This window comes from Aquimarina penaris (genome assembly GCF_040786285.1).
Classification (GTDB): domain Bacteria; phylum Bacteroidota; class Bacteroidia; order Flavobacteriales; family Flavobacteriaceae; genus Aquimarina.
This window is the reverse complement of the sequence record NZ_JBFMKQ010000003.1, coordinates 657215-672703: the sequence shown is the minus strand read 5'-3', so window position 1 is coordinate 672703 and position 15489 is coordinate 657215. Positions and strand designations below refer to the sequence as shown.

The 15489-nt window shown below is 34.2% G+C and carries 16 protein-coding genes; all 16 read right to left on the bottom strand.

What is annotated here, in order from left to right; translation table 11 throughout:
- Positions 1-225: 225 nt before the first annotated feature.
- Positions 226-1878: a hypothetical protein gene (locus ABW637_RS16780; protein ID WP_367585879.1), complete on the bottom strand. Its 1653-nt coding sequence runs from the start codon at positions 1876-1878 to the stop codon at positions 226-228.
- Positions 1879-2048: 170 nt separating this feature from the next.
- Complete coding sequence (locus ABW637_RS16775) at positions 2049-3695, bottom strand: 7TM diverse intracellular signaling domain-containing protein (RefSeq protein ID WP_367585878.1); 1647 nt, start codon at positions 3693-3695, stop codon at positions 2049-2051.
- A gap of 799 nt (positions 3696-4494) precedes the next feature.
- Entirely contained in the window at positions 4495-4851 is a 357-nt protein-coding gene (locus ABW637_RS16770; RefSeq protein ID WP_367585877.1) for a YciI family protein, read from the bottom strand.
- Between the two features lie 41 nt (positions 4852-4892).
- Positions 4893-6170, bottom strand: a complete 1278-nt coding sequence (locus ABW637_RS16765) for an RNA polymerase sigma factor (RefSeq protein WP_367585876.1) — start codon at positions 6168-6170, stop codon at positions 4893-4895.
- 108 nt (positions 6171-6278) lie between these two features.
- The gene (locus ABW637_RS16760; protein ID WP_367585875.1) at positions 6279-7139 is read right to left on the bottom strand and encodes a peptidoglycan-binding domain-containing protein; all 861 of its coding nucleotides are present in this window, start codon (positions 7137-7139) and stop codon (positions 6279-6281) included.
- A gap of 1146 nt (positions 7140-8285) precedes the next feature.
- Positions 8286-8561, bottom strand: a complete 276-nt coding sequence (locus ABW637_RS16755) for a hypothetical protein (RefSeq protein WP_367585874.1) — start codon at positions 8559-8561, stop codon at positions 8286-8288.
- Between the two features lie 25 nt (positions 8562-8586).
- Complete coding sequence (locus tag ABW637_RS16750) at positions 8587-8976, bottom strand: hypothetical protein (RefSeq protein ID WP_367585873.1); 390 nt, start codon at positions 8974-8976, stop codon at positions 8587-8589.
- 12 nt (positions 8977-8988) lie between these two features.
- Positions 8989-9489: a thermonuclease family protein gene (locus ABW637_RS16745; RefSeq protein WP_367585872.1), complete on the bottom strand. Its 501-nt coding sequence runs from the start codon at positions 9487-9489 to the stop codon at positions 8989-8991.
- A 41-nt stretch (positions 9490-9530) separates the two neighbouring features.
- Entirely contained in the window at positions 9531-9914 is a 384-nt protein-coding gene (locus tag ABW637_RS16740) for a hypothetical protein (RefSeq protein WP_367585871.1), read from the bottom strand.
- Positions 9915-9928: 14 nt separating this feature from the next.
- The gene (locus ABW637_RS16735) at positions 9929-10984 is read right to left on the bottom strand and encodes a type I restriction endonuclease (RefSeq protein ID WP_367585870.1); all 1056 of its coding nucleotides are present in this window, start codon (positions 10982-10984) and stop codon (positions 9929-9931) included.
- A gap of 3 nt (positions 10985-10987) precedes the next feature.
- Complete coding sequence (locus ABW637_RS16730; RefSeq protein WP_367585869.1) at positions 10988-11527, bottom strand: hypothetical protein; 540 nt, start codon at positions 11525-11527, stop codon at positions 10988-10990.
- 4 nt (positions 11528-11531) lie between these two features.
- Positions 11532-11825 carry a TM2 domain-containing protein gene (locus tag ABW637_RS16725; protein WP_367585868.1) on the bottom strand — a complete coding sequence of 98 codons (294 nt, stop codon included), beginning with the start codon at positions 11823-11825 and terminating at the stop codon, positions 11532-11534.
- Positions 11826-11887: 62 nt separating this feature from the next.
- Positions 11888-12190: an HNH endonuclease signature motif containing protein gene (locus tag ABW637_RS16720; RefSeq protein WP_367585867.1), complete on the bottom strand. Its 303-nt coding sequence runs from the start codon at positions 12188-12190 to the stop codon at positions 11888-11890.
- A 192-nt stretch (positions 12191-12382) separates the two neighbouring features.
- Complete coding sequence (locus ABW637_RS16715) at positions 12383-12685, bottom strand: HNH endonuclease signature motif containing protein (protein WP_367585866.1); 303 nt, start codon at positions 12683-12685, stop codon at positions 12383-12385.
- A 107-nt stretch (positions 12686-12792) separates the two neighbouring features.
- Positions 12793-13461, bottom strand: coding sequence for a DNA-binding response regulator (locus ABW637_RS16710; RefSeq protein WP_367585865.1), 669 nt, complete (start codon positions 13459-13461; stop codon positions 12793-12795).
- A gap of 12 nt (positions 13462-13473) precedes the next feature.
- Positions 13474-15432, bottom strand: a complete 1959-nt coding sequence (locus tag ABW637_RS16705; protein ID WP_367585864.1) for a tetratricopeptide repeat-containing sensor histidine kinase — start codon at positions 15430-15432, stop codon at positions 13474-13476.
- Positions 15433-15489: the final 57 nt, after the last annotated feature.

Sequence of the window (15489 nt, the reverse complement as noted above, 5' to 3'; positions counted from 1 at the left end):
GAATACATTAAACTTATCATAAATACTATACGTTAGTTTACCTGATTTTAGCTGTGGAAAAACATCAATAAGTTGACGATAAACATGAATAAACTACTACAGATTTTGATCATGTAGTAGTTTATTTTACAAGGGTGAAAGAGTTTTGTTGAAGTAAAGCGGCAACAATTCATAGAACTACTACCGCTTTAACAACCAAGTATGAACTACGTATACAGGGGTAGCTTAGTTGCAGGTACTTTCTACTTCACTAACTTGGCTTTGTGTTTCAATAAGGTTATCCAGTTTCATGGTTCCTCGAACGGTCACTTCTACAAAATCACTTCCGACCTCGGTAATAACACCATTAAAGTTATTGAAACTAAATTGAGATTCTATTTCATTACCGGTTAGATCGGTATTTGTTCTTATGTCTTTTCCTCTTACTCTAAAACGTTTTACAAATGAGACCATCACGTTAGAATAGGTTTGATAGGCATCATACACCAATACTGCTGTTTTAGGAAGTACCTCTATTGTACGACTACTAAAAAAAGTTTGGGTTTTTGAAGTAGATCGATCTCCAAAACCTGCATTTGATGCAGTCATTCCTCTAGAGACACTATGGCTAGAAGAAGTCGATGCCGATACTTCTGCCCCAAAGCCAAAGTAACTTGCCGATACCGATGCCTCTACAGAAGTAGATACTTCATATGTGCTTTCTGAGCTCAACTCGATAGATTCTTCCCATCCTACCGTAGTACTGGTTTCTTCACTTATTTCTCCGCCGACTTCTTGTTCTAATGTACCTTGACTACAATTTACTAAAGTACTATTAAACCCAAAAGAGGTTTCTGCTGCCGGAAGAATAGGTTTCATAAATTCTGTTGTGCCAAAATCGCTCACCTCCCATTGTATGGTTGCCGGGATAATTCTGAATTCGGCGATATCATAGTATTCATTTTCCAGGCCTATTAAAGCGACGTGATTGGGAATTGCTCCCGTATCTTTTGCTCTATAGATATGGCCAGAGCCTTCATGCTTGATAGAAACACTACCAGATGCATTGGTTTCGATAATAAATTCGTGTGCCTGGTTTGCAAGGCTTATATCCGTCAATTCTTCATATTGAAAATATACCAAATTATTAAGAGGTACCGCAGACCAATAAAAGTTGGTTCCAACCTCTCGAATGTAAAATGTCGAATTTTTTCCGGGTACAGGAGCTAAATAGTATTGAGATTTTATGTTCTCGGTCGAGTTGAATGAATTTTGTCTATACCTCGGAGCGTATAATGATATATTTGGAGCAATTGCAGTAGTTATGGTTAGGTCGGATAGCTCGTTATCCAAAATTAATTGAAAATAATAAGGAATTTCTGGGTTAAACGACAAAGGTTTCTCTTCTACTGTAAGTGCATTCGCTGTTATGTTTACTGGTGTTCCATTTTCTTTAAAAGAAACTTTAGAAAAGCTTTCTGTAAGTATTATTTTGCCCGCTTCATCTTTAATGTCTACGAGTATAGATATCCCTTCTTTTAGTTCTGCAATAGCGGCATCAGACAACTCATCGATCAGAAAAGAGATGCTTGCCATATTCGTAAATTTATTGATATCGAGTGTTCTAGAATAGTCACCTTCTGTGGCATCAATCTTTACCTCGGCAGTTACAGGCAATACCCCTTTTTTGGCCACATTACGAGCATTTATAATGATCCCAATTTCTCCTTTATTCGTTGCCAAATCATCTTTTCCGATTCCGTCGGCTACATCGAGGTCATCATTTATTTCTATTTCTGTTGGTATAGGTAATGGATCATCATCTTTACTACATGAGGTGACTACGAGTGTGCTAGCTAATACGATATATAGCATGTGTTTAAAATACTTGGTTTTCATGATTTATGTTTTAATTGTTGTACTTGGTTTTTTGTTGCAGCTAAACTATTAAACAAAGCAACCTAAGCCCAGAAATAGGGGTGGACAAAACCATGGACAATTATAAAAACACAGTAAACACAGGGGGTCTAGGATGGACAAGAAAATAACAAAATGCTTGTAGATTGCATTTATAATCTTTCGATCACAGTTTCTAAGTCATTATTTTCGATATCAGAAATCTTCTTTTTAAGACGATATTTGGTTTTAATTACACTATCGGTATTAATCCCTAACATCCCTGCAATTTCTTTATTCGATAATTGTAATTTTAGCAATGCAATCAATCGAATCTCTGCATTGGTGAGTTTGGGATGTTTCTGTTTTAAGTTGTAGAAGAAATTAGGATGTACTTCTTCATAGAGTTTTTTAAAATCTACCCAATCATCTTCGGTGAGTATAATGGATTTGGTTAATTGTTGTAGATTTTCCTCTTTTTGTGGCAACGAATTCGAAGAGTCTATAATCTGTTGCTCAAAAGCTTCAATAAGTTTATTCTTTTCTCGTATCGAATTTGAGAAGTTATTAAGCTGTTGCGTACTTAATTCTAGCTGTTTCTGTGCAGAAAGCAATTTGGCTCTGGCTGCAATTCGCTCCTGGTTGTGCAGGTAAAAAATACCAAATAAGAATACAATTTTTTCTATTGCATTTCCGGCAACGGAATACGAAAATGTCTGTGTCATGGCATCATTATACTGTGTGATCCATGTGACCGTAGCCCCGATGGCAATGAACGCACTCCCCAACAGGATAAAATATTTAAATTTACCCGGAATCACTATAATTAAAAACGTACTGATCACCAGAAAGCCAAGGTTGGTAATATTGATCGTGGGTAATATACTATAATACGCCACCATATCGGTTAGCCCCAGATATAAAAGAACAACCACTGCTATTACCGCCAACACGATGTAGCCTTTAAAAATGATGCTCACGATCTTATTGTATTTATCTATGTTCAGGTAATTATATACAAACAACAGATACAGAGAAGCCGTTATAGGAAGAAATATACTATGCGAAATTGGCCATTGAAAGGATAATAGCGTAGGGATCTGATAATACCCTGTAAAAAACAATACGTGACTTATGCTATAGAATGCATAAAAAATATAGCTTTTCTTGAAAGCGGTGATCATCAGGTATAAGTTGGCTAGTAGTACTAAAAACAGTACTCCAACATAAATACTGCTACTCCATAAATCGAATAATGCCTTTTCTTTAACCACCGCACTATCACTTATGTATACAAAATCAAAACTTTTAAAGGCAACATCGACTAATACCCCGGGCATCTTTATATAATACGTTCTTGTAGCATTGGGCACGAGGTAGTCCTGGATTTTACCGTCTGCATTCTCCCCGCTATATAATTTGTTATTAAAGGTATTTGGTAATACACCTTGGCGTTCTTTAAAGTAATCGGTAGCAGCATTTTTAGAAAAAAACTGTACATCCCAGTCATTGGTAAAGAGTACAAAATCTTTTCTTTTATCAGATCTGTTTTCGATGGTAAATTTTAACCATATAGTCCCATCACTATCATAGATATAGTCTTTCTTTCTCGGAGTAAAATGATGCTGAAAACCATCGGCACTAATCTCTGTAAACGATAAATGCCCTATAGTATCCTGAAAAATGAATAGTACGGTATCGTCTAGAAATGCTTTTTCGGGTATATCATCATTAAGCACATAGTGTTGTGCATAGTTTGACTGAGAAGTACAAAAAACAAAAAGAAGCAGTAGGCCAATAGACCTAATCGTGCTTTTCATTACTTTTTTTTGCATTATCTAGGGGTACTTTATAATCAATAGTGTTGATATTTATGTATATTAGCTTTTGCGATAAAAACGATTGTTAAACATACAAACATTACCCGAAAATAGAGGTATACCAAATGATATTTTTCTAAATATTAAGTATTTTTTAAGAGGTAATATAAGTACTGATTGTAGATTTTAACGTCATGCCTATAAATTAACATAATTTGATTAAAAGATTGTTAAAGTATAGAAATCCAGTACCTAAAAGGCATTAAATATCGTTAGGTATTCATAGTAATCAATATATAAATATACGATGTTACACAAAGTTTTAAATCTAGAAGGAGTTACAGAACTCAGTAAGACAGAACAACAACACATCAAAGGAAAATCGAGTATAGAATGTGTTGTAGATGCAGATTGTAATAACCCAGAGCAGGTATGCGAATTCGGGAGGTGTTTATATTTCATTTGATGTAACCAGAGTCTAAGTGCTCATTGTTATATCTTTAGACCTTTGTAACTTTAATGTGAGTTCGGTATAAAAAATCACGTCAATTCGAGTAATCCGACAAAGGAGGATTGTATCGAGAATAGTGATTTTTTGGTTGAAAAACCGAATCTCGATACAATTTTTCTATTGCCCCTCGAGCAAAGTCGAGAGGTCATTGCGAAAAATCACTCGATTTGACGGTTTTCCTTAGTCTTATTCTTATATAGAACTCTTATTATAATAAAAATTATCCCCGTTAATCAGATAAGATTACGGGGATTTTTATAGTGTATGATTTAGGTTTACCAGATGGTTTTAATTAATGCCTTCAACTCTTTTAATCGGTCGAACCTCGATACGCCAAATTCCTTCTTCGAATCTTGGGTCTCTTTTAGTAATTTCAATAGCCTCGTCCAGATCTTTCGCTAATAAATGATAGTAACCAGAGATGATTTCTTTGGTTTCATTGTAGGGACCATCGATAATCTTTCCGTTTTTGTAGGATAAGATACGACCTTCCATCTCCAGCGGTTGAGCCGATTTCATTCGCCCTTCTTCCATTAATCCTTTGATGTAGCCACCCACTTTTTCGATGTGTTGTTGTAACTGCTCGGGAGAAAGGTCTGCCTTTGGTTCTTCTTCGCTTCTAATAAATAACATAAATTCTTTCATCGTTTATTTTTTAATGATTTATACCCTTACAACAATCGAGTTTATGCAATAGGGACAATTTTGTGTAATTTTTTTTCTAATTGTTCAATATCCCTTGTATTGGTAGACAACGAAATGGCCTTTTGCAAACATGCTCTGGCCTTAGCAGTACTGTTTTCTTGTATATAAAATTCTGCCAAGGTAGCATGAAATAGAAAATGATTACCAATATCTGAAGTACGTTCTAATTCTTGTAATTCGAGTATACCTGCCATACTACCTTGTACCTTGGCTAGAGGAATACTTCTGTTTAATCGCACTAATGGAGTGTCTTGCAGCGCTAGTAAGTGATCATAAAGGGTAAGGATAGCTGTCCAGTTTGTGTCTTCAAAACTAGGGGCAATACAGTGATGCCCCGAAATAGTAGCCAATATGAGATATACAGAAAGATGGCCTTCTTTGGTGGTTTGATTAAGATAATGCATACCTCTATTGATTAAGGTAGCGTTCCAATGCTCTCTGTTTTGCTTATGCATTTCGACCAGGATACCATTCTCACTACGGGCATCAAAACGTGCAGCATTAAGGTACATGAGCGCCAGTAGGGCATAGGCATCTGATTTTTGTGTGATGCTTTTGTGGTGTATTAAAATCTCTGTAAGCCGAATAGCCTCTAGACAGAGGTCATAGCGTATCACTTTGTTTTGTTGAGAAGGGCTATAGCCTTCATTAAAAAGTAGGTAAATGGTTTTAAGAACGATATCAAGGTTTTCGTTGATGTTTTTAGGGATCTCAAAAGAGATCTGGGCATCTCTTAGTTGTTTTCGCCCTCTAACCAATCGTTTGTTTATCGTTTCTGTAGTGGTAAAAAAAGCATTAGCAATCTCGGTAATACTAAATCCACAAAGAATTTTTAAGATCAAGGTGATCTGAGAATTTTCGGAAATAGAAGGGTGACAACATACAAACATCATTTTAAGCTGCTCGTCGTTGATTTGTTCTTTAGAAAATTCTAGTTGTTGTAATGCCGTTTGAGTATGTTTTAATTTTGCTTCAGACTCATATTTTATTTTGTATTGCTTACGTTTTAAAACATTTAAGGCATGATTTTTTGCAGTGGTATATAACCATGCCTGTGGGTTTTCGGGGATTCCGTTTCGTTGCCAATGATCTACAGCTTTTAGTAAGGTTTCCTGTACGATATCCTCTGCAGTTTCTACATTAGTAGTACCAAGATATCGAGTGACTACCGATACTATTTTTCCGTATTCATTCCTAAAGAAATGTTCTGTAAGCTCTTGGCTATGCTGTTTTATTTCTTTTTCAGTCTCTTTAGTCATTGTATATCATATAAGTCTGGCTAAACTACTTTAAGGTTTTGGTATTACCTATTTAGGAAGGTACAAAAAGTTTATATATGCTGGTTATGATGGTCAAAGGATTTAATCTTATGGCTTATTAAAAATGGTTCCGTTGCCATGTAAATTATTATGTTGATTACCTTCAGAATCACGAGTATAGATAAAGTGTAATCTTGCCAGGTTTAGCTTTCTAGGTAGGTTACTAAACGTAAAAGGGACATTGATATTAGTTACACCGTTTTTACTCAGTTTTATGGGTTCAGCCATTACTGATTCTAGTTTACCATCAATTTCCCAAGTAAGGTATAGACTAGCTTTTGTATCATTATTTACTCCTCTATCAAAAGTCCCTTTCACTATAGCCTTTCTGTGCGTTACTACACAAAATTTACTTTTTGTCTTGCTATTATGTTGTATACCACCACCGTTACCCAAGAAAAAAGGCATTTTTTTATCAGGATCACATTTCTTTTTGGCATTGTTTTGAAGCGCATCAGCCGTATACGGATCTACAACTTCTAACTCTCCTCCAAAGCCGGGGTAGGTAGCACCAGTGCCCTCAAGTGATTGTGTTTCTAAAGTAGATATATCTGAATACCCTGTATCGATAACACCAAGCATACTTTTAAAGTAAGTAAGGGCTTTACCTGTCTTTGCACCAAACATGCCGTCTATAGCCAGGTAACTCCCGCTTTTTTCGTTTAGTCGTTGTTGTAATAGCTGTACTCTGGGACGTAATCCCCATGTTCCAAAAACCAAACCATCACCTCTTTTTAATCCCACAAGGGGGTTATCAACCATCGAAACATCGTAAGTGCTAAAAAAAGGAGACTCTGATTCTTGAAATTGAGAAAAAAAACCTCCTTCTTCACCTTTATTAAAAAAAAGGTGTTTTTCTGAAGTTCTTCTTTTCGTACGGGATTTTCTTGAATTCTTAGTGGCTTTCATAAGTATTGATTTTTGATGGCCAGCAAAGATCGGATATGCAATTACCGAGGTAATTAGTAGTAAAATATGGTGCTTTATAAATTTAGTGAATACTTGTTATATTTTGTGGTATTCTGCTGAAAAATTGGGAGAATTCTTTTCTGGAGTTTTGGGGGCCTCGAGGATATTCAGCCTTCGACTCCGCTCAGGCTTCGGAAGAATAAACAAACAAAGATACGGTGTAGCGATCACTGAGTCCTTCGACAGGCTCAGGAAACACGTAGCCGAAGTGAAAGCTGGGCTTCGACTACGCTCAGCCCACAGATGATCAAATAATCCCCAGTCCCGGAAAATGAAACTGGCATGTGTTATCCTTGTTTAGTATTTTACTAAATAGTAAAAATTAAAACCGTCAATTCGAGTGTCTCGATGGTAATCGAGATGTATCGAGAATAGGTTTTAATACTTCCAAATGAGCGGTTCTCGATACACTTCTCCTTGGGTCGAAGCACTCGAACTGACGAATTTTGGATATTAAGAAACAACTACAAGGATGGTGTTTTACTAAATAGTAAAAATTAAAACCGTCAATTCGAGTATCTCGATGGTAATCGAGATGTATCGAGAATAGGTTTTAATACTTCCAAAAAAAGTGGTTCTCGATACACTTCTCCTTGGGTCGAAGCACTCGAACTGACGAATTTTGGATATTAAGAAACAACTACAAGGCTGGAGTAGAGCTAAGAAAGAGGCGTTGATGCGTGGGGATGTCGAGGCTTTACATGATTTGGCTAATTGTCAAAATGAAACACATTGGCTTCAACGATATTCAGCCTTCGACTTCGCTCAGGCTTCGAAGGAGGTCCAAACAATAATAAAGGGTAGCGATCACTGAGCGTAGCCGAAGTGAAAGCGGGGCTTCGACTCCGCTCAGGCTTCGTACAAGTGCCCAAACAATAATAAAAGGTAGCGCTCACTGAGCGTAGCCGAAGTGAAAGCGGGGCTTCGGCTCCGCTCAGCCCTCAGATACGGATAACAACAAATCCCCAGTCCCGAAAAATGAAGCTAGCATCTATTATCATTGCACATTATTAATAACTTAAAAATGTTTATATGTCTAAAGAAAATTATGACGTAAAGTTATCAAGATGGTTTTTATGGTTCGGGTTATTCATTTTTTGATTTATAAGAGCTTTCTCTAGATGTTTCAAATCCGCAAACGGTTCTTCCGTAGATATTTCTGGCTTTTTTGAGCGAAATTTTTACAATGGTATCCTGGCATCTTTGAATAGCCTTACAATCTTTCTTATAGTGATAACGTTCACTTTTCATGCTGTTACATATGTAGACCTGTTTTTCACTTTCTTTCTTTTCCTTTTTTCGCTCTTGGCCATATGCAGAGCAGTAGAGAAGTGCTAGTAGGACTAGTATTATTTTTTTCATGGTTGAGTAGTTTTGTTAATCAAGATCACCTTTTGTATGAAGGTATTTCTAATTTAGGGCCTAACCATTCTCCTTTCTCATAATTTGGCTTGAAACATTTAAAATCTATATAAATTTCTTTCGAAGATTCAATCACCTTCACTCGTAAATGGCCTTTATAATTTCCCCAACTAAAGTGTTCTATAGCTTCGAATAAAACAATTACATTTTGTCCAACAAACTCTTTATTTATGCAATCTTTTTTAATCCAACCTTCAGCACCAGTTAAGTTAGGTTTATATGTTCTCCAAAATTTATCATTCATTTTTGGGTAATAGAATTTTTTCTCATTTTCTACTTTATTTGGGCTATAAGTTCCTTGACCACAGCCAAGAATATAAAACATAAAAATTAAAGGACTGATCACTTTTCTCATGATTTGGAATTGTTAATTTATTTTCTTTGTTGTTTTTCGCTTACGGAATAACCAGGGTTCTATTAATTTTTCTTGAGACCACATTCCTTTTTTAAGAAGTCTAGCCTGATCTTCTAAATTACTATAGGTAGAATCTTTTGAATATTTTTTGAAGTGTAATGCATACCCATTCGAAACTAACTCTTTATTTAAACTTTGATTTTTATATTCAATAACAGCGATAAGCCTTCTGTATCTATCGAATCTACCCTTTGAAATAACTTTTACTTTTTTATCAAAGCAAAAATCTGACGTAAACTGCTTTGCTTTTTGTCCAAAAGGTTGTTTTTTCTCTGGGCAATCGATATGTTCTAATCGAATAATGATAGGTTCTTTTTTATATAAGACCTCGATGGTATCTCCATCTTTAACACCAATTACTTTGGCAAAGAATTCCTTAGGTACTTTTTGATCTGATGTAAATGATAAAAAGCAAAGTGATATAAATAAGTACTTTATGTAATTTCTTATCATTCGATTAGTTTTAAGTTGATTAAAGTTAGAGATAATAATTATTAATTACACATACTCCTGGCTACATAGGTCTTATTACCATTAGAATTTATGTAATAACAACCACCTCTCGGGCCTTGATAATATGTTCTAGTAGTTCTTGTTTTATATTGCTTACTACTTTGACGTTCTATGGATCTCGAATAACTACCATCATCGTATTTTGCATTTTTTGTAAAGTATTGAACCTGATTTGTAGTTTGACTTTTGTTACCAAGCTTTTTATCTATGGCATCAATTCTTGCTTGTATTTCTTGCGCTTGTTTTAATAGGTCATCTCTTTGTCTTATTAATTCTTCCTTTAGATAGAGACTTGTTTCGGTGCTTTGAGAGTTGCATTGGTACGATGCAGAAATAAATACGATTAGGAATATTAGTTTCTTCATAGGGTACGATTTTATTATTCTTGTTCGTAGTAATCAACAGTTTGAAGCAATTGTTCTTCAAAATTATAGATGTCATCAACGGATTCGATTTGCTCACGTTGTGTTTTTTTGTCTTGATCAAAAAGGGTGATATACTTTTTATTATTATCTAAGTGAAGTCTACAAATAGGCTTTCTATTATTGTCGTCAAGTAAAACTCCAAAATAGGATTGAGTGTCTCGATGCACGATTCTATCTATGGATACTTTCCTCCGTAAAATGGCTACAACAATTCGGTATCCTTCTAGTTCTACCTCTGTAGTTACAATTTTACTGTATTCTTCTTCCTCTTCAAGTTCTTCTTCCTGTTGCTTTTCAACTTCTTTATTCAGGGCTGAGTTTAGACGATCACTAACACGCTCACTAATGGTTTGATTGAATGCTTTTTTTACTAGTTCTGTAAACTCTTCCATTACTCGTTCTGTAAGACGACCTGAGTATACTTGTCCTGCAAATAATCGTACAAAGTCATAAGAAGGTTCATGCAACTCAACATTGATTAGTTTCTTAATTTCCTTTGTGAATTTTAAAGAACTGGCATTATTTACTATTTTATCAATGTCAAAATTTGATTTGTGAAACTTTGAGATTTCATGAATGGTATTCTCTTTAAGGTTTGTGATATCGAATTCTAGAAAAGGTTTTTCATCCATGATATTGGTTTCATCAAGATCTGTATAGAATCGATATTCAATACCATTGGTTAGCAAAGCAAATCTCGTATGTGTAACATGAAAATATCTTGCTAGTTGTGAGTTATGTACATCAAGATCTTCTTTCCAGTTTTTACATTCAATAATGATCACAGGATTACCATCATGAAATATTGCATAATCTACCTTTTCACCTTTTTTTAATCCAAGATCTGCGGTAAACTCTGGTACCACTTCTGTGGGATTAAAACTGTCATACCCTAACAGGTTTATAAAAGGTAATACAAAAGCATGTTTAGTTGATTCTTCTGTTTCTATTTGATCTTTAAGCTGTTCGATCTTATCGGCTAGAGCCTTAAGTTGGTTGTTTAGTTCCATGGGCTAGTTCAATTCATTTTTAGCTTGTTTGAGAAGTTCAAGTAAGATTAAGAAATCTGATTTACTTATAGTTAATAGTGACTTGCCATCATGTTTTTTGATTTGGATATATGGTTTCCAACTATCCTTGCTCCAATAACAACCTGCTACAAATCCGCTTCTACTTCTAAATGATATTTCAGTATAATTTTCTGGAGGAAAATCAAAAACTTGTTTCTGTATTATTTCTATTGACTTAACTAAAGCATCAATTTCATCAGTATCCAATGAGGCAATTTTAGTATCGGAATTATATTTCCCTATAAACGCGCGTTGAATCCTCAAAGAACTTACAGATTCTCCTGAAATCATATCAGTTAGTTTGACTATTTTAATTTCAGTTTTACCGACTTTTCCAACTTCTTTAAACTGTTTTTCAATTAAAGAACCCGATCTAAACGAAAAGATCTCGGCATTACTTTGATTAGGTTCTGTTTTTTGACCTTGTGATATGATAATATTAGATAATAATATCATTAATATAAATGGAATAATTTTTTTCATTTCTTTAGTTTTTAATTGCAGCTATCATTGCAATTTGTTTTTCTTGATCGAACTCTTTTTCCTTATTTTCTATTTCTTCAATTCTTTTAAAAATTGGGAAATTGTGTTTAGATACTTTATCAGACATAGTAAACAGATCTATTAATGACCATATTCCTAAACCTCCAAACGTAAACCAGAATAGGAATTGTAGCCCCCATTTCCCTAGATAAGCATAATGACTACCAAAGAGTAAGAAATAAAAAAGATAGGCGGTTCCTGTTGATTTAATTTGAGATTGTAAGTAGTGTTTATTCATAATATATTTTGTTTAATTATTTTTTACTTTTGATTCTATAAATTAATCTAGATATTTATTTATCATGGACAACTCCAAAAGCGTTTATCGGCTTTGTCTAAATTATTTTTCCAATGTAAAGGTTGGAGATTTATATACTCATCACTTCCTCCATTAGAAACAGGATTGATATGATCTATTTCCCAGCCATGGATTGAATTTCTATTACCATGTTCTGAGTACTTCATTCTTTTTCCACATCTATCATTCTTCCATTCGTTTACCGGTAATCCTAGAATGGAAACACCCCCGTCGTTCCAAACTTTTCTTTTTTGATCTTCAGACCATGTTCTACCATCTCTATTAGTGTTAGGTTTTCTGGACATATTTTACAACTTTAAGATTAATACACCCCAAACTTACCAACCTCACCGACCAATCCCTTGTGGTTTTCCACAGAGCATCGAAATATTCAAAAGAAAAGACCTCACAGGTATCGATACCTGTAAGGTCTATACGGCTCGTTACCCCAAAACAAGCTTTATCCCAAATAAAATATCACTTACTCCATTTAAAACTTAACTAGGACAACTCCAATCAGTTTGATTTCCTTTGTTTAGATTGTTTTCCCAATGTAGAGGTTGAAGATTAATGATATCGTCACTACCATCATTAGAAACGGGGTCAATATGGTCTATTTCCCAACCATAATTAGAATCTCTATCTCCATGATCATCCCATTTCATTGTTTTTCCACATTTATCAGTCCTCCATGTGTCAGAAGAATATCCGGTAATTACTTTACCTTTTTTCCAGACGTCATTTTTTTCTTGATCCGTCCATGCTCCACCAGTTGTGTTTGTGTTTTCATTTCTTGCCATTTTATAAAGTTTTAAGATTAATAACGCCCCAAAATTATGACTATGAAAAAAGAATCCCTTGTGATAAGCCACAAGGGATAGTATTTTATAGGTTATGTGTAGATAATTCAATCAATTAACCCCAATTGATTTACGATATATACAAGTTGTATATTGGTTTTGGCGTTAAAATCATCTCGTAGTTTTCGTATTTTATCTTCTACAGATCGTTTGCTACTGGGTTCAATGTCGTTTTCTATTAAATATAGACTTATTTCTTCGTGTTTATATCCTTGTGCCAGTAATTTTAAAAGTTGTATTTCGTATTGATCTAGTTGTAATACATTTTTTTGATGTAACGCATCTTTAGATACCGGGCAGGTGTATATATTACCTTGATCTACTGCTGTAATAGCTTGAACCAATTGAGTTAATCCATAAAGACCTTTACAAACATATCCATCGATTTTATGGTTTGTAAAAAAGGATTTGATTATAGCGGGTTTCTTTTCTCCGGTAAAGACTATGATCTTAATACTAGGTTGTACTTTCTTTACTTCCTCGATAAGTTGTTTACCCGTTGTAATGTGGTGCTTTTTATAATCTATTACAAAAGAAAGGTCGGTAATCAATAAATCATAAGGAGTATTCTTGTGTATAGCATTCTTTAGTTTAAGCAGTGTTTTATCACAGAACTGCGCGGTATCAACATGGGCTTTGGTGAATTCGCTAACGGCAGAAACAATACCTAAATTATCGCTATCCTCATCTTCGGCAATCAAAATTTTTGTAAACATATTTCATTCAAATTATGGCTTAAAAACAATTGTTGCTTTAAAACCTTCTTTTGGTTTTGAGTCAAAAGTAATAGTTCCGCTAATGTCTTTTATGCGGTTTTCCACATTACGCAGTCCATTTTTTGAAATTATTTTTTTTGTATTCATACCAACGCCATTATCAGTATAGTTTACGGTGATCTTTTCCTTTTCTTTTGTAAAAGTCACAGCTGCAATACTAGCTCGACTATGCCTCTTCATATTAGTTAATAGCTCTTTTAACACCCAATAGAGTTCTTCTTTTTTGAGAGGAGATACTGCTGTCCAAAAATTAGCCTCTAATTCACTAGTGATTACTTTAGTTTCATCATCACCGTATGAATCTAACAATGATAGTAGTTCATCACCATACTCTTCTCCGGTTTCTACTTTATTATCCCTAGAAAAATCTCTAATCTTATGATAAACAGTATCAAAACCCTTTAGTATTTTAAGATTTCCCTGATCATTTTTAAAACCGGAAACCTTTTGTAATTGTAATAGCAGGTAGTAGAGGTCATTGCCTACCTCATCATGTAATTTTTTGGATAACCTGCTGTTTGTATCATGACGTTCTTCGATACGTGCGGTTTTGATACGTTGTTTCCAGATTAAAACGATGGATATAACTATGATTAGTAAAGTAGTCGAGACTAGTATTAGAATATTCCTTCTTGATGTTTCTTTGGTTAGTTTTAAGTCCTTTTCTACTGTTTCAGCTTTTAATTCTAGAACTCTTTCACGGTTTTTTTCGGTATCATATTTTACTTTGGCAAATTGATTTTTGGCCATTCCTCTTGCATCTGTAAGGCTATCGGTTAACCTTCTGTATTCATTAGCCACCTTTTTAGGATTATCTTCTAATTGGATAAGATAGGAGAGAGCCTCTACTTTGGATTTTGCACCGTTTATTTTTTTTGCTATTTCATACGCATTATGGGCATACTTAATAGCAATTTTATCTTGTTTGAGGTTTTTATGATACTCTATTAAATGGACATAACTGGCAAATTGACCAGAAAAATCATTTTCACTTAAACGTATTTTAAGATTACGGTTTAATTCGTCTTCAGCCCTATAATTTTTATTATCTAACCATTTAATATATGCTAAATTATCATAGATTCTGGCTTTTTCTTTTCTATTAATGGTTAATGTATCGATAGCTAACTTAGAGAGTAGATTTATTGCTTTTTCAAAGTTGTTATTTTTTGAATAAACAATTGCCAAATTATTTTTGTAGATAAGCTTATGTGTTTGATTCTTGGTTTCTGAAATTGCTTTATTATACCAGTAGATAGCCTCATCATAATTGTTTTGTCTATTTGAGCTAATTGCCAATGTATTGTACACAGAGGCGATTTGTTTTTTGTCTGTCTCTGGATTTAAATATTCTAAGGCTTCTATAGCCGTAACCTCACTACCAATAAAGTCCCCTTTATTATTCTGTAAAGTTGCCATTGTCAATAATCTTTTACCGGCCTTAGTATATTCTTTTATTGACAGGTGATAATTTTTCGAACGGTTTAAGTAAAAGAAAGCACTATCTGTCCTCGATGTTTTATAGAAGTAATTCCCTATTTTAAAATTAGCCTTAGCAAGCATTACAGTGTCATTTGTACTTAACGCTTTTACCATTAATTTTCTACCATAAAAAAGAACGCTATCGTATTGTTTAGCTTTGTTGTGCAATATGATTTTATAGGAAAGGGATTTTTGCTCTAAAGAATCTATACTAGCATTTTTCGATAGTGTATAAGAAGTGTTGATTGACGCAATACGTTCTGGTAAAGGTTTTAATTTATCTTTAGCATTCTGGTAGCATTTTGAAATACTATCTGTTTTTAAACTTTTTACACTACCAAATGAATCGTTTCTATCTGAACAAGAAGTAAAGAAAAAGGAAGAAAACAGTAAGATAAGTGCACTATATTTAAAGTAGTTTACTTTCATATATTGAAAGTACTAAAAATATCAAAACCGCACTAATATGGTGCGGTTTTGATCTCT

Excerpts from the sequence above, each read along its gene's own strand:
- ABW637_RS16780 (WP_367585879.1), bottom strand. The coding sequence starts at position 1,878 with ATGAAAACCAAGTATTTTAAACACATGCTATATATCGTATTAGCTAGC.
- ABW637_RS16775 (WP_367585878.1), bottom strand. The coding sequence starts at position 3,695 with ATGAAAAGCACGATTAGGTCTATTGGCCTACTGCTTCTTTTTGTTTTT.
- ABW637_RS16770 (WP_367585877.1), bottom strand. The coding sequence starts at position 4,851 with ATGAAAGAATTTATGTTATTTATTAGAAGCGAAGAAGAACCAAAGGCA.
- ABW637_RS16765 (WP_367585876.1), bottom strand. The coding sequence starts at position 6,170 with ATGACTAAAGAGACTGAAAAAGAAATAAAACAGCATAGCCAAGAGCTT.
- ABW637_RS16760 (WP_367585875.1), bottom strand. The coding sequence starts at position 7,139 with ATGAAAGCCACTAAGAATTCAAGAAAATCCCGTACGAAAAGAAGAACT.
- ABW637_RS16755 (WP_367585874.1), bottom strand. The coding sequence starts at position 8,561 with ATGAAAAAAATAATACTAGTCCTACTAGCACTTCTCTACTGCTCTGCA.
- ABW637_RS16750 (WP_367585873.1), bottom strand. The coding sequence starts at position 8,976 with ATGAGAAAAGTGATCAGTCCTTTAATTTTTATGTTTTATATTCTTGGC.
- ABW637_RS16745 (WP_367585872.1), bottom strand. The coding sequence starts at position 9,489 with ATGATAAGAAATTACATAAAGTACTTATTTATATCACTTTGCTTTTTA.
- ABW637_RS16740 (WP_367585871.1), bottom strand. The coding sequence starts at position 9,914 with ATGAAGAAACTAATATTCCTAATCGTATTTATTTCTGCATCGTACCAA.
- ABW637_RS16735 (WP_367585870.1), bottom strand. The coding sequence starts at position 10,984 with ATGGAACTAAACAACCAACTTAAGGCTCTAGCCGATAAGATCGAACAG.
- ABW637_RS16730 (WP_367585869.1), bottom strand. The coding sequence starts at position 11,527 with ATGAAAAAAATTATTCCATTTATATTAATGATATTATTATCTAATATT.
- ABW637_RS16725 (WP_367585868.1), bottom strand. The coding sequence starts at position 11,825 with ATGAATAAACACTACTTACAATCTCAAATTAAATCAACAGGAACCGCC.
- ABW637_RS16720 (WP_367585867.1), bottom strand. The coding sequence starts at position 12,190 with ATGTCCAGAAAACCTAACACTAATAGAGATGGTAGAACATGGTCTGAA.
- ABW637_RS16715 (WP_367585866.1), bottom strand. The coding sequence starts at position 12,685 with ATGGCAAGAAATGAAAACACAAACACAACTGGTGGAGCATGGACGGAT.
- ABW637_RS16710 (WP_367585865.1), bottom strand. The coding sequence starts at position 13,461 with ATGTTTACAAAAATTTTGATTGCCGAAGATGAGGATAGCGATAATTTA.
- ABW637_RS16705 (WP_367585864.1), bottom strand. The coding sequence starts at position 15,432 with ATGAAAGTAAACTACTTTAAATATAGTGCACTTATCTTACTGTTTTCT.